The organism is Streptomyces sp. NPDC005141 (assembly GCF_053599975.1).
In genome coordinates this window covers 1-19,395 of sequence record NZ_JBSFYW010000008.1, presented here as the reverse complement: position 1 = coordinate 19,395, position 19,395 = coordinate 1, and the positions used below count along the sequence as shown (strand labels likewise).

Sequence of the window (19,395 nt, the reverse complement as noted above, 5' to 3'; positions counted from 1 at the left end):
AGCCCTCGGAGTCCTACGGCTCCTCCGGCTCCGGGAGGTCCTCGCCCACGCCCTCGTCGGCGAGTTCGGCGATCACCTCGGCGTGGCAGCGCTCCGGGACGCACCAGCAGCCGAGCCGGTGGCCGCGCAGGGCGGGGAGGCGGGCCAGCAGCTCCGGACGGGCCAGGAGATACGCGCGGTACATCTCGACGACCTCGTCCCGGCTGCCGTCGTGGCCCGGGCGGAAGGGGCTCGCCAGCGGGGAGCCGGTCAGGTGCCAGCCGCCCCGGTGCATGGGGCGGCCGACGTACACCACATCGGCGTACGCGGGATCGTCGCGGTGACCCTTGAGGTTGACGACCGTCGTGGGCGGCATGGTCGGATACTCGCCGCTCGAGCGGGTACGGGCAAGGCGAACACGGCGTACGGCGCGCTCCCGCGGGCCGTCCTCCGTGTTCCGCGTGTCACACCCGGGTGCCTCGTCCGGGACGGGCGGGCCGGGGCAGCCCTCACGACCGGCGCCCGTGCCCGGCCTCCCGGTGGCCCGGCACGGGCGCGCTGCCCAGCCACGAGTGCGCCAACACGCCGCGGATTCCGCCGAGTCGGCGCATCGGAGCGACGACGGGACCCGGAGCGCAGAGTGACCTTCGATAGGCCATCCGGTCATATGACGTTCAAGACTTGAACACAATTTCGCTACATCGGTGCCTGTAGTCCCTGGCAAACCGATTATGGAGTTCGAAACTTGAAGGCATAGTCTCTCCAGCGTTGCTTTTACCTTCAGGTGGTGGGCGGCGTGAACCTGTGCGCCACTGGTACCACCAGCGAAGGGTTTCGCCCCCCACCCCCGGCAGCGAGGCCGGTGGCCCGAGGAGTTTTACGTGACCAGCGCATCGCAGGCACCTGAGTCAGAAGCCAGGTCGGCTCACCCCGAACATCTCGGGCACGTCATCTTCATCGCGGCGGCGGCCGCCATGGGCGGATTCCTGTTCGGCTACGACAGTGCCGTGATCAACGGCGCTGTCGAGGCCATCCGGAGCCGCTACGACATCGGCTCCGCGGCCCTGGCCCAGGTCATCGCCATCGCGCTGATCGGCTGTGCCGTCGGTGCCGCGGTCGCCGGCCGCATGGCCGACCGCATCGGGCGCATCCGCTGCATGCAGATCTCCGCGGTCCTGTTCACCGTCAGCGCCGTCGGCTCGGCGCTGCCCTTCGCGCTGTGGGACCTCGCCTTCTGGCGCATCATCGGCGGATTCGCCATCGGCATGGCCTCCGTCATCGGCCCCGCCTACATCGCGGAGGTCTCCCCGGCCGCGTATCGCGGACGGCTCGGCTCCTTCCAGCAGGCCGCGATCGTCGTCGGCATCGCCATCTCGCAGCTCGTCAACTGGGGCATCCTGAACGCCGCCGACGGCGACCAGCGGGGTCAGCTGATGGGCCTGGAAGCCTGGCAGGTCATGCTCGGCGTCATGGTCATCCCGGCCGTCCTCTACGGTCTGCTCTCCTTCGCCATCCCCGAGTCCCCGCGCTTCCTGCTCGAGGTCGGCCGCCGGGACCGTGCCCGCGAGGTGCTCAAGGAGGTCGAGGGCGACAAGATCGACCTGGACGCCCGCGTCGCCGAGATCGAGCACGCCATGAAGCGCGAGCACAAGTCGACCTTCAAGGACCTGCTCGGCGGCACCGTCTTCTTCAAGCCGATCGTCTGGGTCGGTATCGGCCTCTCGGTCTTCCAGCAGTTCGTCGGTATCAACGTCGCGTTCTACTACTCCTCGACGCTGTGGCAGTCGGTCGGCGTCGACCCGGCGGACTCGTTCTTCTACTCGTTCACGACGTCGATCATCAACATCATCGGCACCGTGATCGCCATGATCTTCGTGGACCGGATCGGCCGTAAGCCGCTCGCCCTCATCGGCTCGGTGGGTATGGCCATCGGTCTCGGCCTCGAGGCCTGGGCCTTCTCCTTCGACCTGGTCGACGGCAAGCTGCCGGCCACCCAGGGCTGGGTCGCCCTGATCGCCGCCCACGTCTTCGTCCTCTTCTTCGCCCTCTCCTGGGGTGTCGTGGTCTGGGTCTTCCTCGGCGAGATGTTCCCGAACCGGATCCGCGCCGCCGCGCTCGGCGTCGCCGCCTCCGCGCAGTGGATCGCCAACTGGGCCATCACCGCGAGCTTCCCGTCGCTGGCCGACTGGAACCTCTCCGCGACCTACGTGATCTACACGTGCTTCGCCGTGCTCTCCATCCCCTTCGTGCTCAAGTTCGTCAAGGAGACGAAGGGCAAGACCCTGGAGGAGATGGGCTGACCGCCCGTGCCACCGGCGGCTCCCCACGAGCCCCGGTGGCTCCCCGGAACTCGGGGAGAAGGGCCAAGTCCCCGCTGCCCCTCTCCTCGTACTCGTAAAGAGGGCGTGCCGCCCCGGCTCGGACCGTGAGGTCAACCGAGCCGGGGCAGCACGCTTTCGCAGAACAGGTGCAGGCTGCGCCAGCCCTCGTCGACGGGCATTCCGCCGGACAGTGGATGCAGGACGAGGTTGTCGAGGCCCTGGGCCACGCACTGGTCGGGCGTGAGGATGCGGTAGACGCCCTCGGCGCGCAGCTCCTCGACGGTCGTGGCCGCCGACTTCACCGCCGAACGGATCTCCCCCGACTGCCAGGACGCGTACGTCCGCGCCTCGTGCAGGAAGTGGGAGCCGTACTCGGCCCAGGCCCGGTCCGGGTCTGCCGCGATGTGCAGCAGCGGCGTCTCGGCGCCGGGCATCATGGTCCAGCCCTCGGTGCCGTACTCGATGAGCCGCTCCTTGTAGTAGGCCTCCAGCTCGGGCAGGTGCGCGCTCGGGAAGAACGGCAGCCCGAGCCGGGCGGCACGCCTGGCCGCGGCCCTGGAGGAGCCGCCCACCAGCAGCAGGGGGTGCGGGTCCGAGAACGGACGCGGGGTGACCCGTACCGTGCGGCCCCGGTACGTGAACTCCTCGCCGGTCCAGGCCTTCAGCACCGTCTCCAGGAGCTCGTCCTGGAGTTTGCCGCGCCGCTTCCAGTCCACGTCGAACAGCGCGTACTCCTCGGGCCGGTAGCCGATGCCGGCCACGGTCACCAGTCGTCCGCCGCTGAGCAGGTCGAGTACGGCGATGTCCTCGGCGAGACGCAGCGGGTCGTGCAGCGGGCCGATGACCGCGGAGACGGTGACCGCGAGATGCCGGGTCGCCCCGAAGACCGCGCCCGCGAACGCGAACGGCGAGGGCAGCCAGTTGTTGGCGACGCCGTGGTGCTCCTCCGTCTGCACGGTGGTGATCCCGCGGTCGTCGGCGTACGTGGCCATCTCGACGGCCGCCTTGTAGCGGGCACTCAGCGAGGCGGGGGTGGCGTCGGGTTCGACGAGGTTGAAGCGCACGACCGTTACGGGCATGGGGAGCCCCCCTTCGTGTGTGGAGGGGGACGGTAGCTGACGGTACGTCAGGTGGCCATAGCGGCGGAGCCCCGAACCGGGCAGGCGCGGCCCCCGCCGCTCGGGAGCTCCGCGTATTCGTACGAAACTACAAGAGTCCCCCTGCGCGGGGGAAAAACCCTCCCGCGCAGGGGATGGCTGATACTGGGGAACGTTATGGAAACCGTCATCCTTGCTGTAGTCATCGCCGTGGTCGTGATCGGCGCGCTCGGCGGGCTCATCGTCGGCAGTCGCAAGCGGAAGCAGCTGCCCCCGCCGCCCCCCGCCGCCCCCGACATCACCGCCCCTCCGGCCGAACCCCATGTCGGCGACGAGGCCGAGACGCCGCGCGAAGAACCGCGCCGCACGATAGAGGAGGTGGATCTCCCCGACAGCTCGGCGGCCACGCCGGTCGTCGTCGAGGAACCTCCGACCGCCCCCGCGATCGAGATCCCGGAACCGACCGCGGGCCGCTTGGTGCGCCTGCGCACCCGGCTCTCCCGCTCGCAGAACGCGCTCGGCAAGGGGCTGCTCACGCTGCTCTCGCGCGAGCACCTCGACGACGACACCTGGGAGGAGATCGAGGACACGCTGCTGACCGCCGATGTCGGCGTGCGGCCCACCCAGGAGCTGGTCGAGCGGCTGCGCGAGCGGGTGAAGGTGCTCGGCACGCGAACCCCGGACGAACTGCGCGCCCTGTTGCGCGAGGAGCTGCTCCAGCTGCTCGTCCCGGAGTTCGACCGTGAGGTCAAGACCGACTCGAACCTCGACACCCCGGGCATCGTGATGGTCGTCGGTGTCAACGGCACCGGCAAGACCACCACCACCGGCAAGCTCGCGCGCGTGCTCGTCGCCGACGGCAAGAACGTCGTGCTGGGCGCCGCCGACACCTTCCGCGCCGCCGCCGCCGACCAGCTCCAGACCTGGGGCGAGCGCGTGGGTGCCCGGACCGTCCGTGGCCCCGAGGGCGGCGACCCCGCCTCGGTCGCGTTCGACGCGGTCAAGGAGGGCATCGAGGAGGGCGCGGACGTCGTCCTCATCGACACCGCGGGCCGGCTCCACACCAAGACCGGCCTCATGGACGAGCTCGGCAAGGTCAAGCGCGTCGTCGAGAAGCACGCGCCGCTCGACGAGGTGCTGCTCGTGCTCGACGCGACCACCGGCCAGAACGGTCTGGTCCAGGCGCGCGTCTTCGCCGAGGTCGTGGACATCACCGGCATCGTGCTGACCAAGCTCGACGGCACGGCGAAGGGCGGCATCGTCATCGCCGTACAGCGCGAGCTGGGTGTCCCGGTCAAGCTGGTGGGGCTCGGTGAGGGCGCGGACGACCTGGCGCCGTTCGAGCCGGAGGCGTTCGTTGACGCCCTTGTCGGAGAGTGACCACCCGCGTGAACGCGTAGGTGCCCGAAGAAGCGCCCGTCCCACGACACTGTCGGGGGACGGGCGCTTCTTCATGCGGCGCTCGTCGGCGTCGGCGGCCCGGTGAGGCGGCCGGCGAGGTGACGGACGGACCCGGTGCGGAGAGGCTCAGGCCCGTGAACGGTGGGCCACGTAGGCGAGCGTGCCCAGCAGCAGCCGGGCCGGCGGCGGCTTCGTCGCGGAGTCGAGGGCGGGGGAGCGCAGCCAGCGGACCGGGCCGAGTCCGGCGCGGTCGGAGGGCGGGGCGGTGATGAACGAACCGGGACCCAGGCCGTGCAGGTCGAGGGACGGGTCGTCCCAGCCCATCCGGTAGAGCAGTTCGGGAAGTTCGGAGGCGGACCCGGGGGAGACGAAGAAGTGGGCGCGGCCGTCGGCGGTGGCCGTGACCGGCCCGAGGGGCAGGCCCATGCGCTCCAGGCGGACCAGCGCGCGGCGCCCGGCGGGCTCGGCGACCTCGATCACGTCGAACGCCCGGCCGACCGGCAGCATCACCGCGGCGCCGGGGAACTCGGACCAGATACCGGTCGCCTCGTTCAGCTTCGCGCCGGCCGGGATCGTCGGGGCGAAGCCCAGGGGGTGCGCACCCGGTGCCGCGCAGTCGGCCCTGCCGCATGAGCACACCCCTGCGGCGGCCCTGGCGCCCGGGACCACGTCCCATCCCCAGAGTCCGGTGAATTCAGCCACGGCTGTGCTCTCCGACGAGCGGCCGCGGCGACGAGTGCCGGTCCGGATGTCGCGCATCGCCCGACTGCTGCCGATCGTGAAGCCCATGCCCCCTCCAACGGGTCCGATGCGCCGGTGGTTACGTGATGAAACCGGATCGTCACCCTCTGTTCCTGTTGCCCCGTGGCGCGCGATCCAGACGGCGCCTTGTCGTGTACCGGGTGGTGCGCTCGGCTCTGTGCGCCCCGGCGTACACCGTTCCGCCCTTCACCGGCCCTCCTGTGTCAAGTCAATCGCGCGCAGGGCGCCCGGAGTTCATTCGAAGGGGTGGCGAATGGTGGCGTTTCACGGATCGCCATGGCTGGAGGCGTGATCGTAGGATTACTTTGAGTGCACAAGCCCTGGGGGCTTGTGCACTCGTGGGTATGCCAAGGGCAAGTCGGCTTCCCGTTCGAAGGGTGGGAACTGCCGGACGCGCGGCCGTATTTACCGGCATTCTGATAGGGCTTGGCGCAGAGCGGCGGCAAGTGGTCTCAGAGAGTGGGGGCGTTCCAGTGGGCGGCAACGGCGGAGGCGGGACGAACGCTGACAAGCGCCCCAACGAGCTGCTCGGCTCGTGGTTCGTGCGCAGCGGATGGTCGAAGGGTGAACTCGCGCGCCAAGTGAACCGCAGGGCTCGCCAGTTGGGGGCCAACCACATCTCCACGGACACCTCGCGGGTGCGCCGCTGGCTGGACGGCGAGAACCCGCGCGAGCCGATCCCGCGGATCCTGTCCGAGCTGTTCTCCGAGCGGTTCGGCTGTGTCGTCGCCGTGGAGGACCTCGGTCTGCGCGCCGCCCACCAGGCACCCTCCGTCTCGGGTATCGACCTGCCGTGGACGGGCCCCCAGACCGTCGCGCTGATCAGTGAATACTCGCGCAGCGACCTGATGTTGGCGCGGCGCGGCTTCCTCGGCAGCTCGCTGGCGCTCGCCGCGGGTCCGGCCCTCATCGAGCCCATGCAGCGCTGGCTCGTCCCCGCGCCCATGGCGCCGCAGGAGGAGCCCGAACCCCCGGCCTCGGCGCGCCGCGGCGGCCGGCTCTCCAAGCCGGAGCTGGACCTCCTGGAGTCCACCACGGTGATGTTCCGTCAGTGGGACGCCCAGTGCGGCGGCGGACTGCGCCGCAAGGCGGTCGTCGGCCAGTTGCACGAGGTGACGGACCTGCTCCAGGAGCCGCAGCCCGCCGCCACCAGCAAGCGCCTGTTCAAGGTCGCCGCCGAACTGGCCGAGCTGGCGGGCTGGATGAGCTACGACGTGGGCCTCCAGCCCACCGCGCAGAAGTACTTCGTGCTCGCCCTGCACGCCTCGAAGGAGGCGGGTGACAAGCCGCTCGGCTCGTACGTCCTCTCCAGCATGAGCCGTCAGATGATTCACCTCGGGCGGCCCGACGACGCGCTGGAACTGATCCACCTCGCGCAGTACGGCAGCCGTGACTGCGCGAGCCCGCGCACCCAGGCGATGCTGTATGCGATGGAGGCCCGGGCCTACGCCAACATGGGCCAGCCCGGAAAGTGCAAGCGGGCCGTCCGGATGGCCGAGGACACGTTCGCCGACGTGCACGAGTGGGACGACCCGGACCCCGACTGGATCCGCTTCTTCTCCAAGGCCGAGCTGTACGGCGAGAACTCGCACTCCTACCGCGACCTCGCCTATGTCGCCGGGCGCAGCCCCACGTACGCCTCCATGGCCGAGCCCCTGATGCAGGAGGCCGTCGACCGTTTCGGCAAGGACCCCGAGCACCAGCGTTCGTACGCACTCAACCTCATCGGCATGGCCACCGTGCACCTGCTGCAGCGTGAGCCCGAGCGGAGTGCGGTCCTGGCCAAGGAAGCGCTGAGGATCGGCAAGAAGGTGCGCTCCGAGCGCGTCAACACTCGTATCCGAAAGACGGTCGACACCGCCGTCCGTGATTTCGGGGACCTCGCCGAGGTCATCGACCTCACCGACCAGCTGGCCGTCGACCTGCCCGAGACAGCGGAAGCGGTCTGACCCCCGGCCGCGAAGGCGGCCCCGCCCAGTACCCCGGCCGCGGCCGGTCGTCCCGAACTGCCCGACTCGGCTCCCCCATGCCAGGTCATCGGACGGCCAGCCGTGGCCGGTTCCGTCGTGTGCCCCCTCGGCCGGCGCCCCTCGCGCGGACATGGCTGGTCATCGCGGGGATGGCCCACCCGGTGGCCCAGGTCGCCCGCGCCCAGAGCGCCGCGACGGCTCCTGCCGAAGATTGCGTCACGATAACGATCGGTTCGACCACTATCCGGCAGTTCATGAATGCGTAACACACAGAGCGCCTTCGTCACTGGTGCGAAACATCGAGGGGCTTCCACGGAAACCGCGCTGCGCCAATCTCATGGCGCATAACCGGCCCACCCCTCACGACCACTCAGGCTTCGCCCGCACGGGGCCGTACCAACGACGAGGAGACGCCGATGGCACCAGCCATCACCCTTGCCGCAGAGGCACCCAAGCTGTCTGCTGCCAACACAGGGTTCATGCTCATCTGTTCCGCCCTGGTGCTGATCATGACGCCCGGCCTCGCCTTCTTCTACGGAGGCATGGTCCGCGTCAAGAGCACCCTCAACATGCTGATGATGAGTTTCATCAGCATGGGGATCGTCACCATCCTGTGGGTGCTGTACGGCTTCTCCCTCGCCTTCGGCACGGACAAGGGATCGTTCATCGGCTGGACCTCTGACTGGGTCGGCCTCAGCAACATCGGCCTGACGGAGCTGTGGGACGGGTACACCATCCCGGTCTTCGTCTTCATGGTCTTCCAGTTGATGTTCGCGATCATCACGCCCGCGCTGATAAGCGGTGCTCTCGCGGACCGAGTGAAGTTCACCGCGTGGTCGCTCTTCATCGCGCTCTGGGCCACGGTCGTCTACTTCCCGGTCGCCCACTGGGTGTGGGGCGCGGGCGGCTGGGCCTTCGAGCTCGGCGTGATCGACTTCGCCGGTGGTACGGCGGTCCACATCAACGCGGGCGCCGCGGCGCTCGGCGTGATCCTGGTCATCGGCAAGCGCGTCGGGTTCAAGAAGGACCCGATGCGCCCGCACAGCCTCCCGCTGGTGATGCTCGGCTCCGGTCTGCTGTGGTTCGGCTGGTTCGGATTCAACGCCGGCTCGTGGCTCGGCAACGACGACGGCGTCGGCGCGCTGATGTTCGTCAACACGCAGATCGCCACCGCGGCCGCCATGCTGGCCTGGCTCGCCTACGAGAAGATCCGGCACGGCGCGTTCACCACGCTGGGCGCCGCCTCCGGCGCGGTCGCCGGTCTGGTCGCCATCACCCCGTCCGGCGGTGCGGTCTCCCCGCTCGGCGCGATCGCGGTCGGTGCCATCGCCGGTGTCCTGTGCGCCATGGCCGTGGGCCTGAAGTACAAGTTGGGCTACGACGACTCCCTGGACGTCGTCGGTGTCCACCTGGTCGGCGGTGTCGTCGGCTCCCTGCTGATCGGCTTCTTCGCCAGCGGCAAGGGCCAGTCCACGGTCGAGGGCCTCTTCTACGGCGGCGGCCTGACCCAGTTCTGGAAGCAGTGCGCGGGCGTCTTCGCCGTCCTCGGCTACTCCCTCGTCGTCTCCGCCATCCTCGCCTTCCTCATCGACAAGACCATCGGCATGCGGGTCACCGAGGACGAGGAGATCGCCGGAATCGACCAGGCCGAGCACGCCGAGACCGCATACGACTTCAGCGGTGCCGGCGGCGGCTCCGCCAGGACCGCCGTGTCCGCCCCGGCCGACACGGATGCCAAGAAGGTGGACGCATGAAGCTCATCACCGCCGTCGTGAAGCCTCACCGGCTCGACGAGATCAAGGAGGCCCTGCAGGCCTTCGGGGTTCACGGACTGACGGTCACCGAAGCCAGCGGCTACGGTCGGCAGCGGGGACACACCGAGGTCTACCGCGGTGCCGAGTACACCGTCGACCTCGTCCCCAAGATCCGCATCGAGGTGCTGGTCGAGGACGACGACGCAGAACAGCTCATCGACGTCGTCGTGAAGGCGGCCCGTACCGGCAAGATCGGTGACGGCAAGGTGTGGTCCATCCCGGTCGATACGGCAGTCCGGGTCCGGACCGGCGAGCGCGGCCCGGACGCACTCTGACCGGATCGGCCCGCAAGAAGAAAGACAGGAGTCGCTGGGTGACGAGTACGGACACGCGAGTGGAAGCAGAGGACTCGGGACCCAGCGGCTATGCGGCGGCCCGGCTGCGCCTCCTCCAGGAGGGGGCGCGGTCCGGGCCGCCGCGCCGTGCGGCCCTCGCCGAACTGACGGACGACTGGCTGACCGGCCTGTTCACCGCCGGATCCGAGGGCATGCGCGGGGTCTCCCTCGTCGCCGTCGGCGGCTACGGCCGCGGTGAGCTCTCCCCCCGCAGCGACCTCGACCTGCTCCTCCTGCATGACGGAGGCGACTCCGGCGCCGTCGCCTCCCTCGCCGACCGCATCTGGTACCCCGTCTGGGACCTGGGCCTCGACCTCGACCACTCGGTCCGTACACCCGCGGAGGCCCGCAAGACCGCCGCCGACGACCTCAAGGTCCAGCTCGGCCTCCTCGACGCCCGCCACCTCGCGGGAGATCTCGGCCTCACCGCCGGATTGCGTACGGCCGTCCTCGCCGACTGGCGCAACCAGGCACCGAAGCGTCTGCCCGAACTGCAGGAGCTGTGCGCGGAGCGCGCCGAGCGCCAGGGCGAACTCCAGTACCTCCTCGAACCGGACCTGAAGGAAGCGCGCGGCGGGCTGCGCGACGCCACCGCACTGCGCGCCGTCGCCGCCTCCTGGCTCGCGGACGCGCCCCGCGAGGGCCTGACCGACGCACGCCGCAGGCTCCTGGACGTCCGTGACGCCCTGCACCTCGCCACCGGACGCGCCACCGACCGCCTCGCGCTCCAGGAACAGGACCAGGTCGCCGCCGAACTCGGTCTGCTGGACGCCGACACACTGCTGCGCCAGGTCTACGAGGCCGCGCGCGTCGTCTCGTACGCCAGTGACGTCACCTGGCGCGAAGTGGGGCGTGTCCTGCGATCGCGTGCCGTACGTCCGCGGCTGCGCGCCATGCTGGGCGGCGGCAAGCCGGTCGCCGAGCGATCCCCCCTCGCCGAGGGCGTGGTCGAGCAGGACGGCGAGGTGGTGCTCGCCCGCGCCGCCCGCCCCGAGCGCGACCCCGTGCTGCCGCTGCGCGCGGCGGCAGCCGCCGCGCAGGCGGATCTCCCCCTGTCCCTGCACGCCGTACGGCGCATGGCCGCCGCCGCGCGCCCCCTCCCCACGCCCTGGCCGGCCGAGGCGCGCGAGCAACTCGTCACCCTCCTCGGCTCGGGCCGCCCGACCATCGAGGTCTGGGAGGCGCTGGAGGCGGAAGGGCTGATCACCCGGCTGCTGCCCGACTGGGAGCGGGTGCGCTGCCGGCCGCAGCGCAACGCCGTCCACATCTGGACCGTCGACCGCCACCTCATCGAGACGGCCGTCCGTGCCTCCGAACTGACCCGCCGCGTCGGCCGCCCCGACCTCCTCCTCGTCGCCTCCCTGCTGCACGACATCGGCAAGGGCTGGCCCGGCGACCACTCCGTGGCGGGCGAGATCATCGCCCGTGACGTGGCCGCCCGCATCGGCTTTGACCGTACGGACGTGGCGGTGCTCGCCACCCTCGTACGCCACCATCTGCTGCTCGTCGACACCGCGACCCGGCGTGACCTGGAGGACCCGGCCACCGTCCGCTCGGTCGCCGAGGCCGTCGGATCGCAGGGCACCCTGGAACTGCTGCACGCGCTCACCGAGGCGGACGCGCTGGCCACCGGGCCCGCCGCCTGGTCCTCCTGGCGCGGCTCTCTCGTCACCGACCTGGTCAAACGGGTCTCGGCCGTGCTCGCCGGGGACGCCCCCGAGGAGCCCGAGGCCGTAGCGCCGACCGCCGAGCAGGAACGGCTCGCGATCGAGGCGTTCCGCACGGGCGGGCCCGTCCTGGCGCTGCGCGCGCAGACGGAACCGGTCGATGGCGACGCCGAGGCGGACTCCGTCCCCCAGGAGCCGGAGCCGCTCGGTGTGGAACTTCTCATCGCGGTCCCGGACCAGCCGGGTGTGCTCCCCGCGGTGGCCGGCGTCCTCGCCATGCACCGGCTGACCGTCCGCACCGCCGAGCTGCGCGCCCTGGACCTGCCCGACGGCGTCGAGGGCTCGGTCCTGCTGCTCAACTGGCGGGTCGCCGCCGAGTACGGCTCCCTGCCGCAGGCCGCCCGCCTGCGCGCCGACCTCGTCCGCGCCCTGGACGGTTCCCTCGACATCGCGGCCCGCCTCGCCGAACGCGACGCCGCCTACCCGCGCCGCCGCGGAACGATCGCTCCGCCGCCCCGTGTGACGGTGGCTCCGGCCGCCTCGCGCCACGCCACGGTCATCGAGGTCCGTGCCCACGACGCCCCGGGCCTGCTGCACCGCATCGGGCGGGCCCTGGAGAAGGCGCACGTCCGGGTACGGAGCATGCATGTCTCCACGCTCGGCGCGAACGCCGTGGACGCCTTCTACGTGACGGGCACGAAGGGGGCGCCCCTGCCAGGCGCGGAGGCGGCCTCGGTGGCCCGTGCGCTGGAGGACATGCTGCGGGGATGAAGCGGTGCCGACCGTCCCGTACACCTGGCCGCGAGGGTGCCACAGGTCTCTCGTATGAACGCGGTGGAGACCCCACCGCACGCGGCCAGATACCCTGGAGGGCGATTCCCTTCGCCCCCGACCCCTGAGGACCGACGAGCGCCGTGTTCGATACTCTCTCCGATCGCCTCTCAGCGACGTTCAAGAACCTGCGGGGCAAGGGCCGACTGTCCGAAGCCGACATCGACGCCACCGCACGCGAGATCCGTATCGCGCTCCTCGAAGCCGACGTGGCGCTGCCGGTCGTGCGGACCTTCATCAAGAACGTCAAGGAGCGCGCCCTCGGCTCCGAGGTCTCCAAGGCGCTGAACCCCGCCCAGCAGGTTCTGAAGATCGTGAACGACGAGCTCGTCACGATCCTCGGCGGCGAGACCCGCCGCCTCCGGTTCGCCAAGAACCCGCCCACCGTGATCATGCTCGCGGGCCTCCAGGGTGCGGGCAAGACCACGCTCGCCGGAAAGCTCGGCAAGTGGCTCAAGGACCAGGGTCACTCCCCGCTCCTCGTCGCCGCCGACCTCCAGCGCCCGAACGCGGTGAACCAGCTCAGCGTGGTCGCCGAGCGTGCGGGCGTCGCCGTCTACGCCCCCGAGCCGGGCAACGGAGTCGGCGACCCGGTCAAGGTCGCCAAGGACTCCATGGAGTTCGCGAAGACCAAGGTCCACGACATCGTGATCGTGGACACCGCCGGCCGCCTCGGTATCGACCAGGAGCTGATGCAGCAGGCCGCGGACATCCGCGACGCCGTCAGCCCCGACGAGATCCTCTTCGTCGTCGACGCGATGATCGGCCAGGACGCGGTCAACACGGCCGAGTCCTTCCGTGACGGCGTCGGCTTCGACGGTGTGGTGCTCTCCAAGCTCGACGGTGACGCCCGCGGTGGTGCGGCCCTGTCGATCGCCTCGGTCACCGGCAAGCCGATCATGTTCGCGTCGAACGGCGAGAAGCTCGACGACTTCGACGCCTTCCACCCGGACCGGATGGCCTCCCGCATCCTCGACATGGGTGACCTGCTCACCCTGATCGAGCAGGCGGAGAAGACGTTCAGCCAAGAAGAGGCCGAGAAGATGGCCTCCAAGCTGGCGTCCAAGAAGGGCCAGGACTTCACCCTGGACGACTTCCTGGCCCAGATGGAGCAGGTCCGGAAGATGGGCAGCATCAGCAAGCTGCTCGGCATGCTCCCGGGCATGGGCCAGATCAAGGACCAGATCGCCAACCTCGACGAGCGCGACGTCGACCGCACGGCCGCGATCATCAAGTCGATGACGCCGACCGAGCGCCAGGAGCCGACGATCATCAACGGCTCGCGCCGCGCCCGTATCGCCAAGGGTTCCGGTGTCGAGGTCAGCGCGGTCAAGGGCCTGGTCGAGCGCTTCTTCGAGGCCCGCAAGATGATGTCCCGCATGGCCCAGGGCGGCGGGATGCCGGGCATGCCCGGGATGCCGGGCATGGGTGGCGGCCCCGGCCGCACCAAGAAGAAGCAGAAGCAGGCCAAGGGCAAGCAGCGCTCGGGCAACCCGATGAAGCGCAAGCAGCAGGAGGACGAGGAGGCGGCCCGGCGTGAGGCGGGTGCTCAGGGCGGCAACGCCTTCGGCCTCCCGCAGCAGGGTGCCCAGGAAGACTTCGAGCTGCCGGACGAGTTCAAGAAGTTCATGGGCTGACATCCCGTCCCGTACGGGAGTGCCTCAGCGACGCCCACTGGGGGCGCCCCTCACCGGAGGGGCGCCCCCAGTGGCGTGAGCGCGGGTGCCGGTGTCCGCCATGTGTCGTAGCGTCCCCCTATGGGCAACTCTGTGCCGCCGCGCAAGGCACCTGATCCGCCGTGGCGTACCGAGGGCACGCCACCCGAGTCGACACCGCCTTCGGGCGGCCGACGGAAGCTGCCCGGCGGCTGGTGGAGCCTCGCCCTGGCCGCGCTTGTCGTGTTCCTGATCGCGAACCTGGTGCTGTCCATCTACAACAAGGGCAACGAGCCGACGATCTCGTACACGGAGTTCAGCAGACAGGTGAACGACGGCAACGTCTCCAAGATCTACTCCAAGGGCGACGCGATCCAGGGGCAGCTCAAGAACTCCCAGGAAAACCCCGACGGCGACGGGAAATACACCAAGTTCAAGACCCAGCGCCCGGTCTTCGCGGACGACAAGCTCTGGGAGAACCTGCAGACGCACGACGTCACGGTGACCGCCTCGCCGGTCGTCCAGGAGCGCAGCTTCCTCTTCAATCTGCTGATCTCGCTCGCCCCCATGTTCCTGCTCGTCGTCCTGTGGATCTTCATCGCCCGGCGGATGGGTTCCGGCATGGGCGGCGCGGGCGGCATGCTCGGCCGCAAGGCGCCTCCGAAGCCGGTCGAACTCGTGCCCGGTGGCAAACGCACGACCTTCGCGGACGTGGCGGGCATCGACGAGGTCGCCGGCGAACTCAACGACGTCGTCGACTTCCTCAAGAACCCCGACGCCTACCGCAGGATGGGCGCGAAGATGCCGCGCGGCGTGCTGCTGGCGGGCCCGCCCGGCACGGGAAAGACCCTGCTCGCGCGGGCGGTCGCGGGGGAGGCCGGGGTCCCGTTCTTCTCGGCCTCCGCTTCCGAGTTCATCGAGATGATCGTGGGCGTCGGCGCCTCGCGCGTGCGCGAACTGTTCGCCGAGGCCCGCAAAGTGGCCCCGTCCATCATCTTCATCGACGAGATCGACACCATCGGCCGGGCGCGGTCGGGCGGTTCCGGCATGGGCGGCCACGACGAACGCGAGCAGACGCTGAACCAGATCCTCACCGAGATGGACGGCTTCTCCGGCTCGGAGGGCGTCATCGTCGTCGCCGCCACCAACCGCGCGGACATCCTGGACCCGGCCCTCACCCGCCCCGGCCGCTTCGACCGCGTGGTCAACGTCTCGCCCCCCGACCGCGGTGGCCGGGAGGCGATCCTGGAGATCCACACCCGCGAGATCCCGCTCGCCCCCGACGTGAACCTGACCCAGGTAGCCCGGACGACCCCGGGCATGACCGGTGCCGACCTCGCCAACCTCGCCAACGAAGCGGCCCTCCTCGCCGTCAAGCGCAAACAGGAGAAGGTGACCCAGGGCGACCTCTCCGAAGCGCTCGAAAAGGTCCAGCTCGGCGCCGAACGGTCCCTGGTCATGCCCTACGAGGAACGCCGCCGCACCGCGTTCCACGAGAGCGGCCACGCACTCCTCGGCATGCTGCGGCCCGGCGCCGACCCGGTCCGCAAGATCACCATCGTCCCGCGCGGCCGCGCCCTCGGCGTCACCCTCTCGACGCCGGACGCGGACCGGTACGCGTACACCGAGGAGTACCTGCGCGGCCGCATCATCGGCGCCCTCGGCGGAATGGCCGCCGAACACGTCGTCTACGACGTCGTCACCACGGGCTCGGAGAACGACCTGGAACAGGTCACCAACATCGCCCGCGGCATGGTCGCCCGCTGGGGCATGAGCGAACGCGTCGGCCGGCTGTCCGCTCTGCCCAGCGACGCCCAGCAGGCCTACGGCCTCGCGGCGGCCCCGGGCACCCTCGACTCGATCGACCACGAGATGCGCCGCATCGTCGACGAGTGCTACGAGGAGGCCTGCCGGAAACTCCGCGAACACCGAGGACAGCTGGACGCCCTGGCGGAGGCGCTCCTCGCGAACGAGACCCTGGAAGAGGTGGAGGCGTACCGGATCGCCGGGGTGCCTCGAACGGTCAAGGAGGTGTGACCCCTCAGACCGTTCTGGCGATCAGATACCGGAACACGTTCGGCATCCAGACCGTCCCGTCCCGCCGCAGATGCGGATGCAGCGCCTCGGCCACTTCCTTGTCGACCTGGGCCTGATCGGTGGCGTCCACCGCGGCGTCGAAGAGCCCCGTGGACAGCAGCCCTCGCACGGCACTGTCCACATCGGCGTACCCGAACGGGCAGGCCACCCGGCCCGAGCCGTCCGGCCGCAGCCCGGCCCGCTGGGCCACCTCCTCCAGGTCGTCCCGGCGGGCGGCACGCAAGGCCGCCGCACCGCGCAGGGGATCGGCCAGTTTGGTGGCCACCCGCAGCACGGCCGACGTGCTGCACCGTTCCGGCGGCCCCCACCCGACCAGCACCACGGGCGTTCCCCGGGCGGTGAGCGGTGCCGTCTCCGCGAGCAGCGAACGGAGGCCCTCGGAGTCGCCGGCCACGCACCCGATCGGCTCGAACGCGGTCACCAGGTTGTAGGCCGGCGCTCCCGCCACGGCCGCGTCCCCGGGAGAGCCGGCCACGAGCCGGGTGCCGCCGCGCGGGCGCGTGCCCCAGCCCTCCGGCAGCAGACGCTCCCGTGCGAGGGCGAGGCGTTCGGGTGACGAGGAGTCGACACCCGTGACCGCGGCGCCGCGGGAGGCCGCCATCAGCAGGGCGAGCCCCGCCCCGCAGCCGAGCCCGAGCAGCCGCGTCCCGCCGCCCACTTCGAGCCGCTCGTAGACGGCCTCGTAGAGCGGCACCAGCATCCGCTCCTGGATCTCGGCCCAGTCACGCGCGCGTGCACCCCGGTCCGCGCGGGGCGCTGGACCCGCATGAGGAAGGTGCTGCCGCACGAGCGTAGGTGTCATCGAAAGTGCCCCAATCCGCCGAGAGTTGCCGCCGGGCCTGTTCCTTCGCCCCCGCGCACGAGGCCCGCACTCCCCCCGTATGTCAGGTAACTCCGCACTCGACGTGCCGTCCAGGGGTTGCGGGGACCCGTTTGTGGTCGGGCCGCAAAGGGCGCGAGAATTCACATTCCGGCAACGTGGGCCCGTACGATCGCGGCATGGCAAAGGCACCCGTTCTCACGCCCCAGGCGGACGACTTCCCGCGCTGGTACCAGGACTTGATCAACAAGGCCGAGCTGGCCGACAACGGTCCGGTGCGCGGCACCATGGTCATCCGGCCGTACGGGTACGGGCTGTGGGAGCGGATGCAGCAGGAGATGGACGCCCGCATCAAGGAAGCGGGTGCCCAGAACGCGTACTTCCCGCTGTTCATCCCGCAGTCCTACCTGACCCGGGAGGCGGAGCACGTCGAGGGCTTCGCCCCCGAGCTCGCGGTGGTCACGCACGGCGGCGGCAAGGAGCTGGAGGAGCCGGTCGTCGTCCGCCCCACCTCCGAGACGATCATCAACGCCTCCTTCTCCAAGTGGGTGCAGAGTTACCGCGATCTGCCGCTGCTGATCAACCAGTGGGCGAACGTGGTCCGTTGGGAGATGCGCCCGCGGGTGTTCCTCCGAACGACTGAATTTCTCTGGCAGGAGGGCCACACCGCCCACGCCACCTACGAGGACGCCCGGGACTATGCCGCGCACATCCACAAGGAGGTGTACGCCGACTTCATGGTCAACGTCCTCGGCATCGACGTCGTCCTTGGCCGGAAGACGGCGAGCGAGCGGTTCGCGGGCGCCGTCAACACCCTCACCCTCGAGGGCATGATGGGCGACGGCAAGGCGCTCCAGATGGGCACCAGCCACGAGCTGGGGCAGAACTTCGCGAAGGTGTTCAACACCCAGTACCTGTCCAAGGACGGCAAGCAGGAGCTCGTCTGGCAGACCTCCTGGGGGTCCTCGACCCGCATGGTGGGTGGCCTGATCATGTCGCACGGTGATGACAGTGGGTTGCGGGTGCCGCCCCGGCTCGCCCCGGTACAGGTCGTCGTCCTCGCGATCAAGGGGGACGAAGCGGTTCTGGCCAAGGTCCGCGAGATCGGTGACCGGCTGAAGGCGGCGGGTGTACGGGTCCAGGTCGACGACCGTACGGACACCCCCTTCGGGCGCCGCGCCGTCGACTGGGAACTCAAGGGCGTCCCCGTGCGCGTCGAGGTCGGCCCCCGTGACCTGGAGAGCGGCACCGCGATGCTGGCCCGCCGCATCCCCGGGGGCAAGGAGCCCGTCGCCGTCGACGCCCTGGCGGCACTGCTTCCCGGGGTCCTCGAGGAGGACCAGGCGCTGCTCCTGAGGCAGTCGCGCGAGCGCCGCGAGTCCCGTACGTCGGACGTCGCGACGATCGACGCGGCGGTGGAGGCCGCCGTGGCCGGCGGCTGGGCGCGCATTCCGTGGGCCGACCTCGGCGAAGAGGGCGAGGCCAGGCTCGCCGAGCACGCGGTGACCGTACGCTGTCTGGTCGCGGAGGACGGGTCGGTGCCCGACACCGACGACGCACCCGGTAACGTCGCCGTCGTCGCCCGCGCCTACTGAGCGGGCCCGAGGGCGGCCGAAACACCTCTTGCGCATCTGCCGACCACAGGCGCCCCGGAGTGTGGATACCGTCTACGCGCCGGGGCGTACGTGTGCCTACGTACCGCCTTGGTAGGAGCTGTGACGCTTCTCCGCAGATCAGCGCACCCGCCCTCGTCAGGACGCATCAGCGGCAACTGACGGGTACGTGCAAATTATTTGGGATGCCCCGGAATAGGAACACAGAGGCACCCCCGCTCGTTGTCATTACGTGAGCACGACACCACCTGTTCTCGCCGCAGAGCTGGCAGGGGCGTGGGCCGACATTCAGCGGCACCACTCCGAGCTGCCCGATCTTGCCGCGCCAGAGTCCCTGATCGGAGAATCGTCGTCCGCCTGCGGACACGAGCTCTCCTTCGAACGACTGCTTCACGAAGCAGTCCACGGCATCGCCGCCGCCCGCGGAGTCCGCGACACCTCGCGCGCCGGCCGGTATCACAACCGCAGATTCCTCGCGATCGCCGAGGAGTTGGGCCTCGACCACCCCGAGGAGCCGCATCCCAGCAGTGGCTTCTCGCTCGTCACGCTCAACCCCGAGGCGAAGCGCCGCTACCGCCCGACGATCGAGCGGCTCCAGCGCGCGCTGAAGGCCCACTCGGCCGCCACCGCCGCCGACACCGCCCGCTCGTTCCGCGGCCCGGCCGCCCGCCACGGTTCTTCCGGGGGAGGCGTCCGCGTCAAGGCCGTCTGCGACTGCGGGCGCAATGTGCGCGTGGTCCCCTCGGTCCTCGCGCAGGCGCCGATCGTGTGCGGAGGGTGCGGCAAGCCCTTCCGGATTCCGGAGGTGGTCGGGGCGGCCGCGGGCTGAGGTGCGTGCCACACCGGCGCCTCGTGGGTGCCGGACGCGTACGCGCGGCCCGTGAGCAGTCGTGCCTCCCCCACCTCCTTCTGGGCGGTGGGGGGTTTCAGGAAGCACGAGTGCGCGCGGGCCACACCTCGTCGGCGCCCGGCGCTGCCGGTCCACGCGGGCCCATGGCTGACGGGCACCCGGAACGCCGGGTGCCCGTCAGCC

14 protein-coding genes are annotated in these 19,395 nt (G+C 70.4%); 10 read left to right on the top strand and 4 right to left on the bottom strand.

Features of this window, described 5'->3' with window-relative positions:
• Positions 1–13: 13 nt before the first annotated feature.
• Positions 14–355 carry a DUF4326 domain-containing protein gene (locus ACWD68_RS08565; RefSeq protein ID WP_451805729.1) on the bottom strand — a complete coding sequence of 114 codons (342 nt, stop codon included), beginning with the start codon at positions 353–355 and terminating at the stop codon, positions 14–16.
• A 505-nt stretch (positions 356–860) separates the two neighbouring features.
• Here ACWD68_RS08565 and ACWD68_RS08560 point away from each other — a divergent pair.
• Positions 861–2,279, top strand: a complete 1,419-nt coding sequence (locus tag ACWD68_RS08560; protein ID WP_451805728.1) for a sugar porter family MFS transporter — start codon at positions 861–863, stop codon at positions 2,277–2,279.
• Between the two features lie 131 nt (positions 2,280–2,410).
• On the opposite strand, the gene ACWD68_RS08555 is transcribed toward ACWD68_RS08560, so the two are convergent.
• On the bottom strand, positions 2,411–3,379 hold the full coding sequence (locus tag ACWD68_RS08555) for an LLM class flavin-dependent oxidoreductase (protein WP_451805727.1): 969 nt from the start codon (positions 3,377–3,379) through the stop codon (positions 2,411–2,413).
• A 195-nt stretch (positions 3,380–3,574) separates the two neighbouring features.
• Here ACWD68_RS08555 and ftsY point away from each other — a divergent pair, with 195 nt between their 5' ends.
• A complete protein-coding gene (gene ftsY, locus ACWD68_RS08550; protein ID WP_451805726.1) occupies positions 3,575–4,777 on the top strand; it encodes a signal recognition particle-docking protein FtsY in 1,203 nt (400 codons plus the stop codon).
• 147 nt (positions 4,778–4,924) lie between these two features.
• Here ftsY and ACWD68_RS08545 read toward each other — a convergent pair whose 3' ends face one another.
• Positions 4,925–5,587, bottom strand: coding sequence for a bifunctional DNA primase/polymerase (locus tag ACWD68_RS08545; protein WP_451805725.1), 663 nt, complete (start codon positions 5,585–5,587; stop codon positions 4,925–4,927).
• Positions 5,588–6,033: 446 nt separating this feature from the next.
• Between ACWD68_RS08545 and nsdA the strand changes: the two genes are divergently transcribed.
• The 6 genes from nsdA to ftsH all read left to right on the top strand — a co-directional run bounded on the left by nsdA (position 6,034) and on the right by ftsH (position 15,869).
• Positions 6,034–7,509 (top strand): transcriptional repressor NsdA, encoded by a 1,476-nt coding sequence (gene nsdA, locus ACWD68_RS08540; RefSeq protein WP_451805724.1) that lies wholly within the window; start codon positions 6,034–6,036, stop codon positions 7,507–7,509.
• 437 nt (positions 7,510–7,946) lie between these two features.
• Positions 7,947–9,284 (top strand): ammonium transporter, encoded by a 1,338-nt coding sequence (locus ACWD68_RS08535; RefSeq protein ID WP_451805723.1) that lies wholly within the window; start codon positions 7,947–7,949, stop codon positions 9,282–9,284.
• Complete coding sequence (locus tag ACWD68_RS08530) at positions 9,281–9,619, top strand: P-II family nitrogen regulator (protein ID WP_003993253.1); 339 nt, start codon at positions 9,281–9,283, stop codon at positions 9,617–9,619. Before ACWD68_RS08535 ends, ACWD68_RS08530 begins: the two co-directional genes overlap by 4 nt.
• Before the next feature lie 38 nt (positions 9,620–9,657).
• Complete coding sequence (locus ACWD68_RS08525; RefSeq protein ID WP_451805722.1) at positions 9,658–12,117, top strand: [protein-PII] uridylyltransferase; 2,460 nt, start codon at positions 9,658–9,660, stop codon at positions 12,115–12,117.
• Positions 12,118–12,260: 143 nt separating this feature from the next.
• Complete coding sequence (gene ffh / locus ACWD68_RS08520) at positions 12,261–13,814, top strand: signal recognition particle protein (RefSeq protein ID WP_451805721.1); 1,554 nt, start codon at positions 12,261–12,263, stop codon at positions 13,812–13,814.
• A gap of 120 nt (positions 13,815–13,934) precedes the next feature.
• Positions 13,935–15,869, top strand: a complete 1,935-nt coding sequence (gene ftsH, locus ACWD68_RS08515) for an ATP-dependent zinc metalloprotease FtsH (RefSeq protein WP_451805720.1) — start codon at positions 13,935–13,937, stop codon at positions 15,867–15,869.
• A 4-nt stretch (positions 15,870–15,873) separates the two neighbouring features.
• Here the strand turns inward: ftsH and ACWD68_RS08510 are convergent, their stop codons facing one another.
• Positions 15,874–16,731 carry an SAM-dependent methyltransferase gene (locus tag ACWD68_RS08510; protein WP_451805719.1) on the bottom strand — a complete coding sequence of 286 codons (858 nt, stop codon included), beginning with the start codon at positions 16,729–16,731 and terminating at the stop codon, positions 15,874–15,876.
• A 197-nt stretch (positions 16,732–16,928) separates the two neighbouring features.
• On the opposite strand from ACWD68_RS08510, the gene proS reads away from it, so the two are divergent.
• Both proS and ACWD68_RS08500 read left to right on the top strand, forming a co-directional pair.
• Entirely contained in the window at positions 16,929–18,344 is a 1,416-nt protein-coding gene (gene proS / locus ACWD68_RS08505) for a proline--tRNA ligase (RefSeq protein WP_451805718.1), read from the top strand.
• Positions 18,345–18,594: 250 nt separating this feature from the next.
• Positions 18,595–19,191, top strand: coding sequence for a hypothetical protein (locus ACWD68_RS08500; RefSeq protein ID WP_385708258.1), 597 nt, complete (start codon positions 18,595–18,597; stop codon positions 19,189–19,191).
• The last annotated feature ends 204 nt before the right edge of the window (positions 19,192–19,395 follow it).

Bases quoted from the DNA above. Each gene is read 5' to 3' on its own strand.
- ACWD68_RS08565 (WP_451805729.1), bottom strand. From the start codon at position 355: ATGCCGCCCACGACGGTCGTCAACCTCAAGGGTCACCGCGACGATCCC.
- ACWD68_RS08555 (WP_451805727.1), bottom strand. From the start codon at position 3,379: ATGCCCGTAACGGTCGTGCGCTTCAACCTCGTCGAACCCGACGCCACC.
- ftsY (WP_451805726.1), top strand. From the start codon at position 3,575: ATGGAAACCGTCATCCTTGCTGTAGTCATCGCCGTGGTCGTGATCGGC.
- ACWD68_RS08545 (WP_451805725.1), bottom strand. From the start codon at position 5,587: ATGGGCTTCACGATCGGCAGCAGTCGGGCGATGCGCGACATCCGGACC.
- ACWD68_RS08535 (WP_451805723.1), top strand. From the start codon at position 7,947: ATGGCACCAGCCATCACCCTTGCCGCAGAGGCACCCAAGCTGTCTGCT.
- ACWD68_RS08530 (WP_003993253.1), top strand. From the start codon at position 9,281: ATGAAGCTCATCACCGCCGTCGTGAAGCCTCACCGGCTCGACGAGATC.
- ftsH (WP_451805720.1), top strand. From the start codon at position 13,935: ATGGGCAACTCTGTGCCGCCGCGCAAGGCACCTGATCCGCCGTGGCGT.
- ACWD68_RS08510 (WP_451805719.1), bottom strand. From the start codon at position 16,731: ATGACACCTACGCTCGTGCGGCAGCACCTTCCTCATGCGGGTCCAGCG.
- proS (WP_451805718.1), top strand. From the start codon at position 16,929: ATGGCAAAGGCACCCGTTCTCACGCCCCAGGCGGACGACTTCCCGCGC.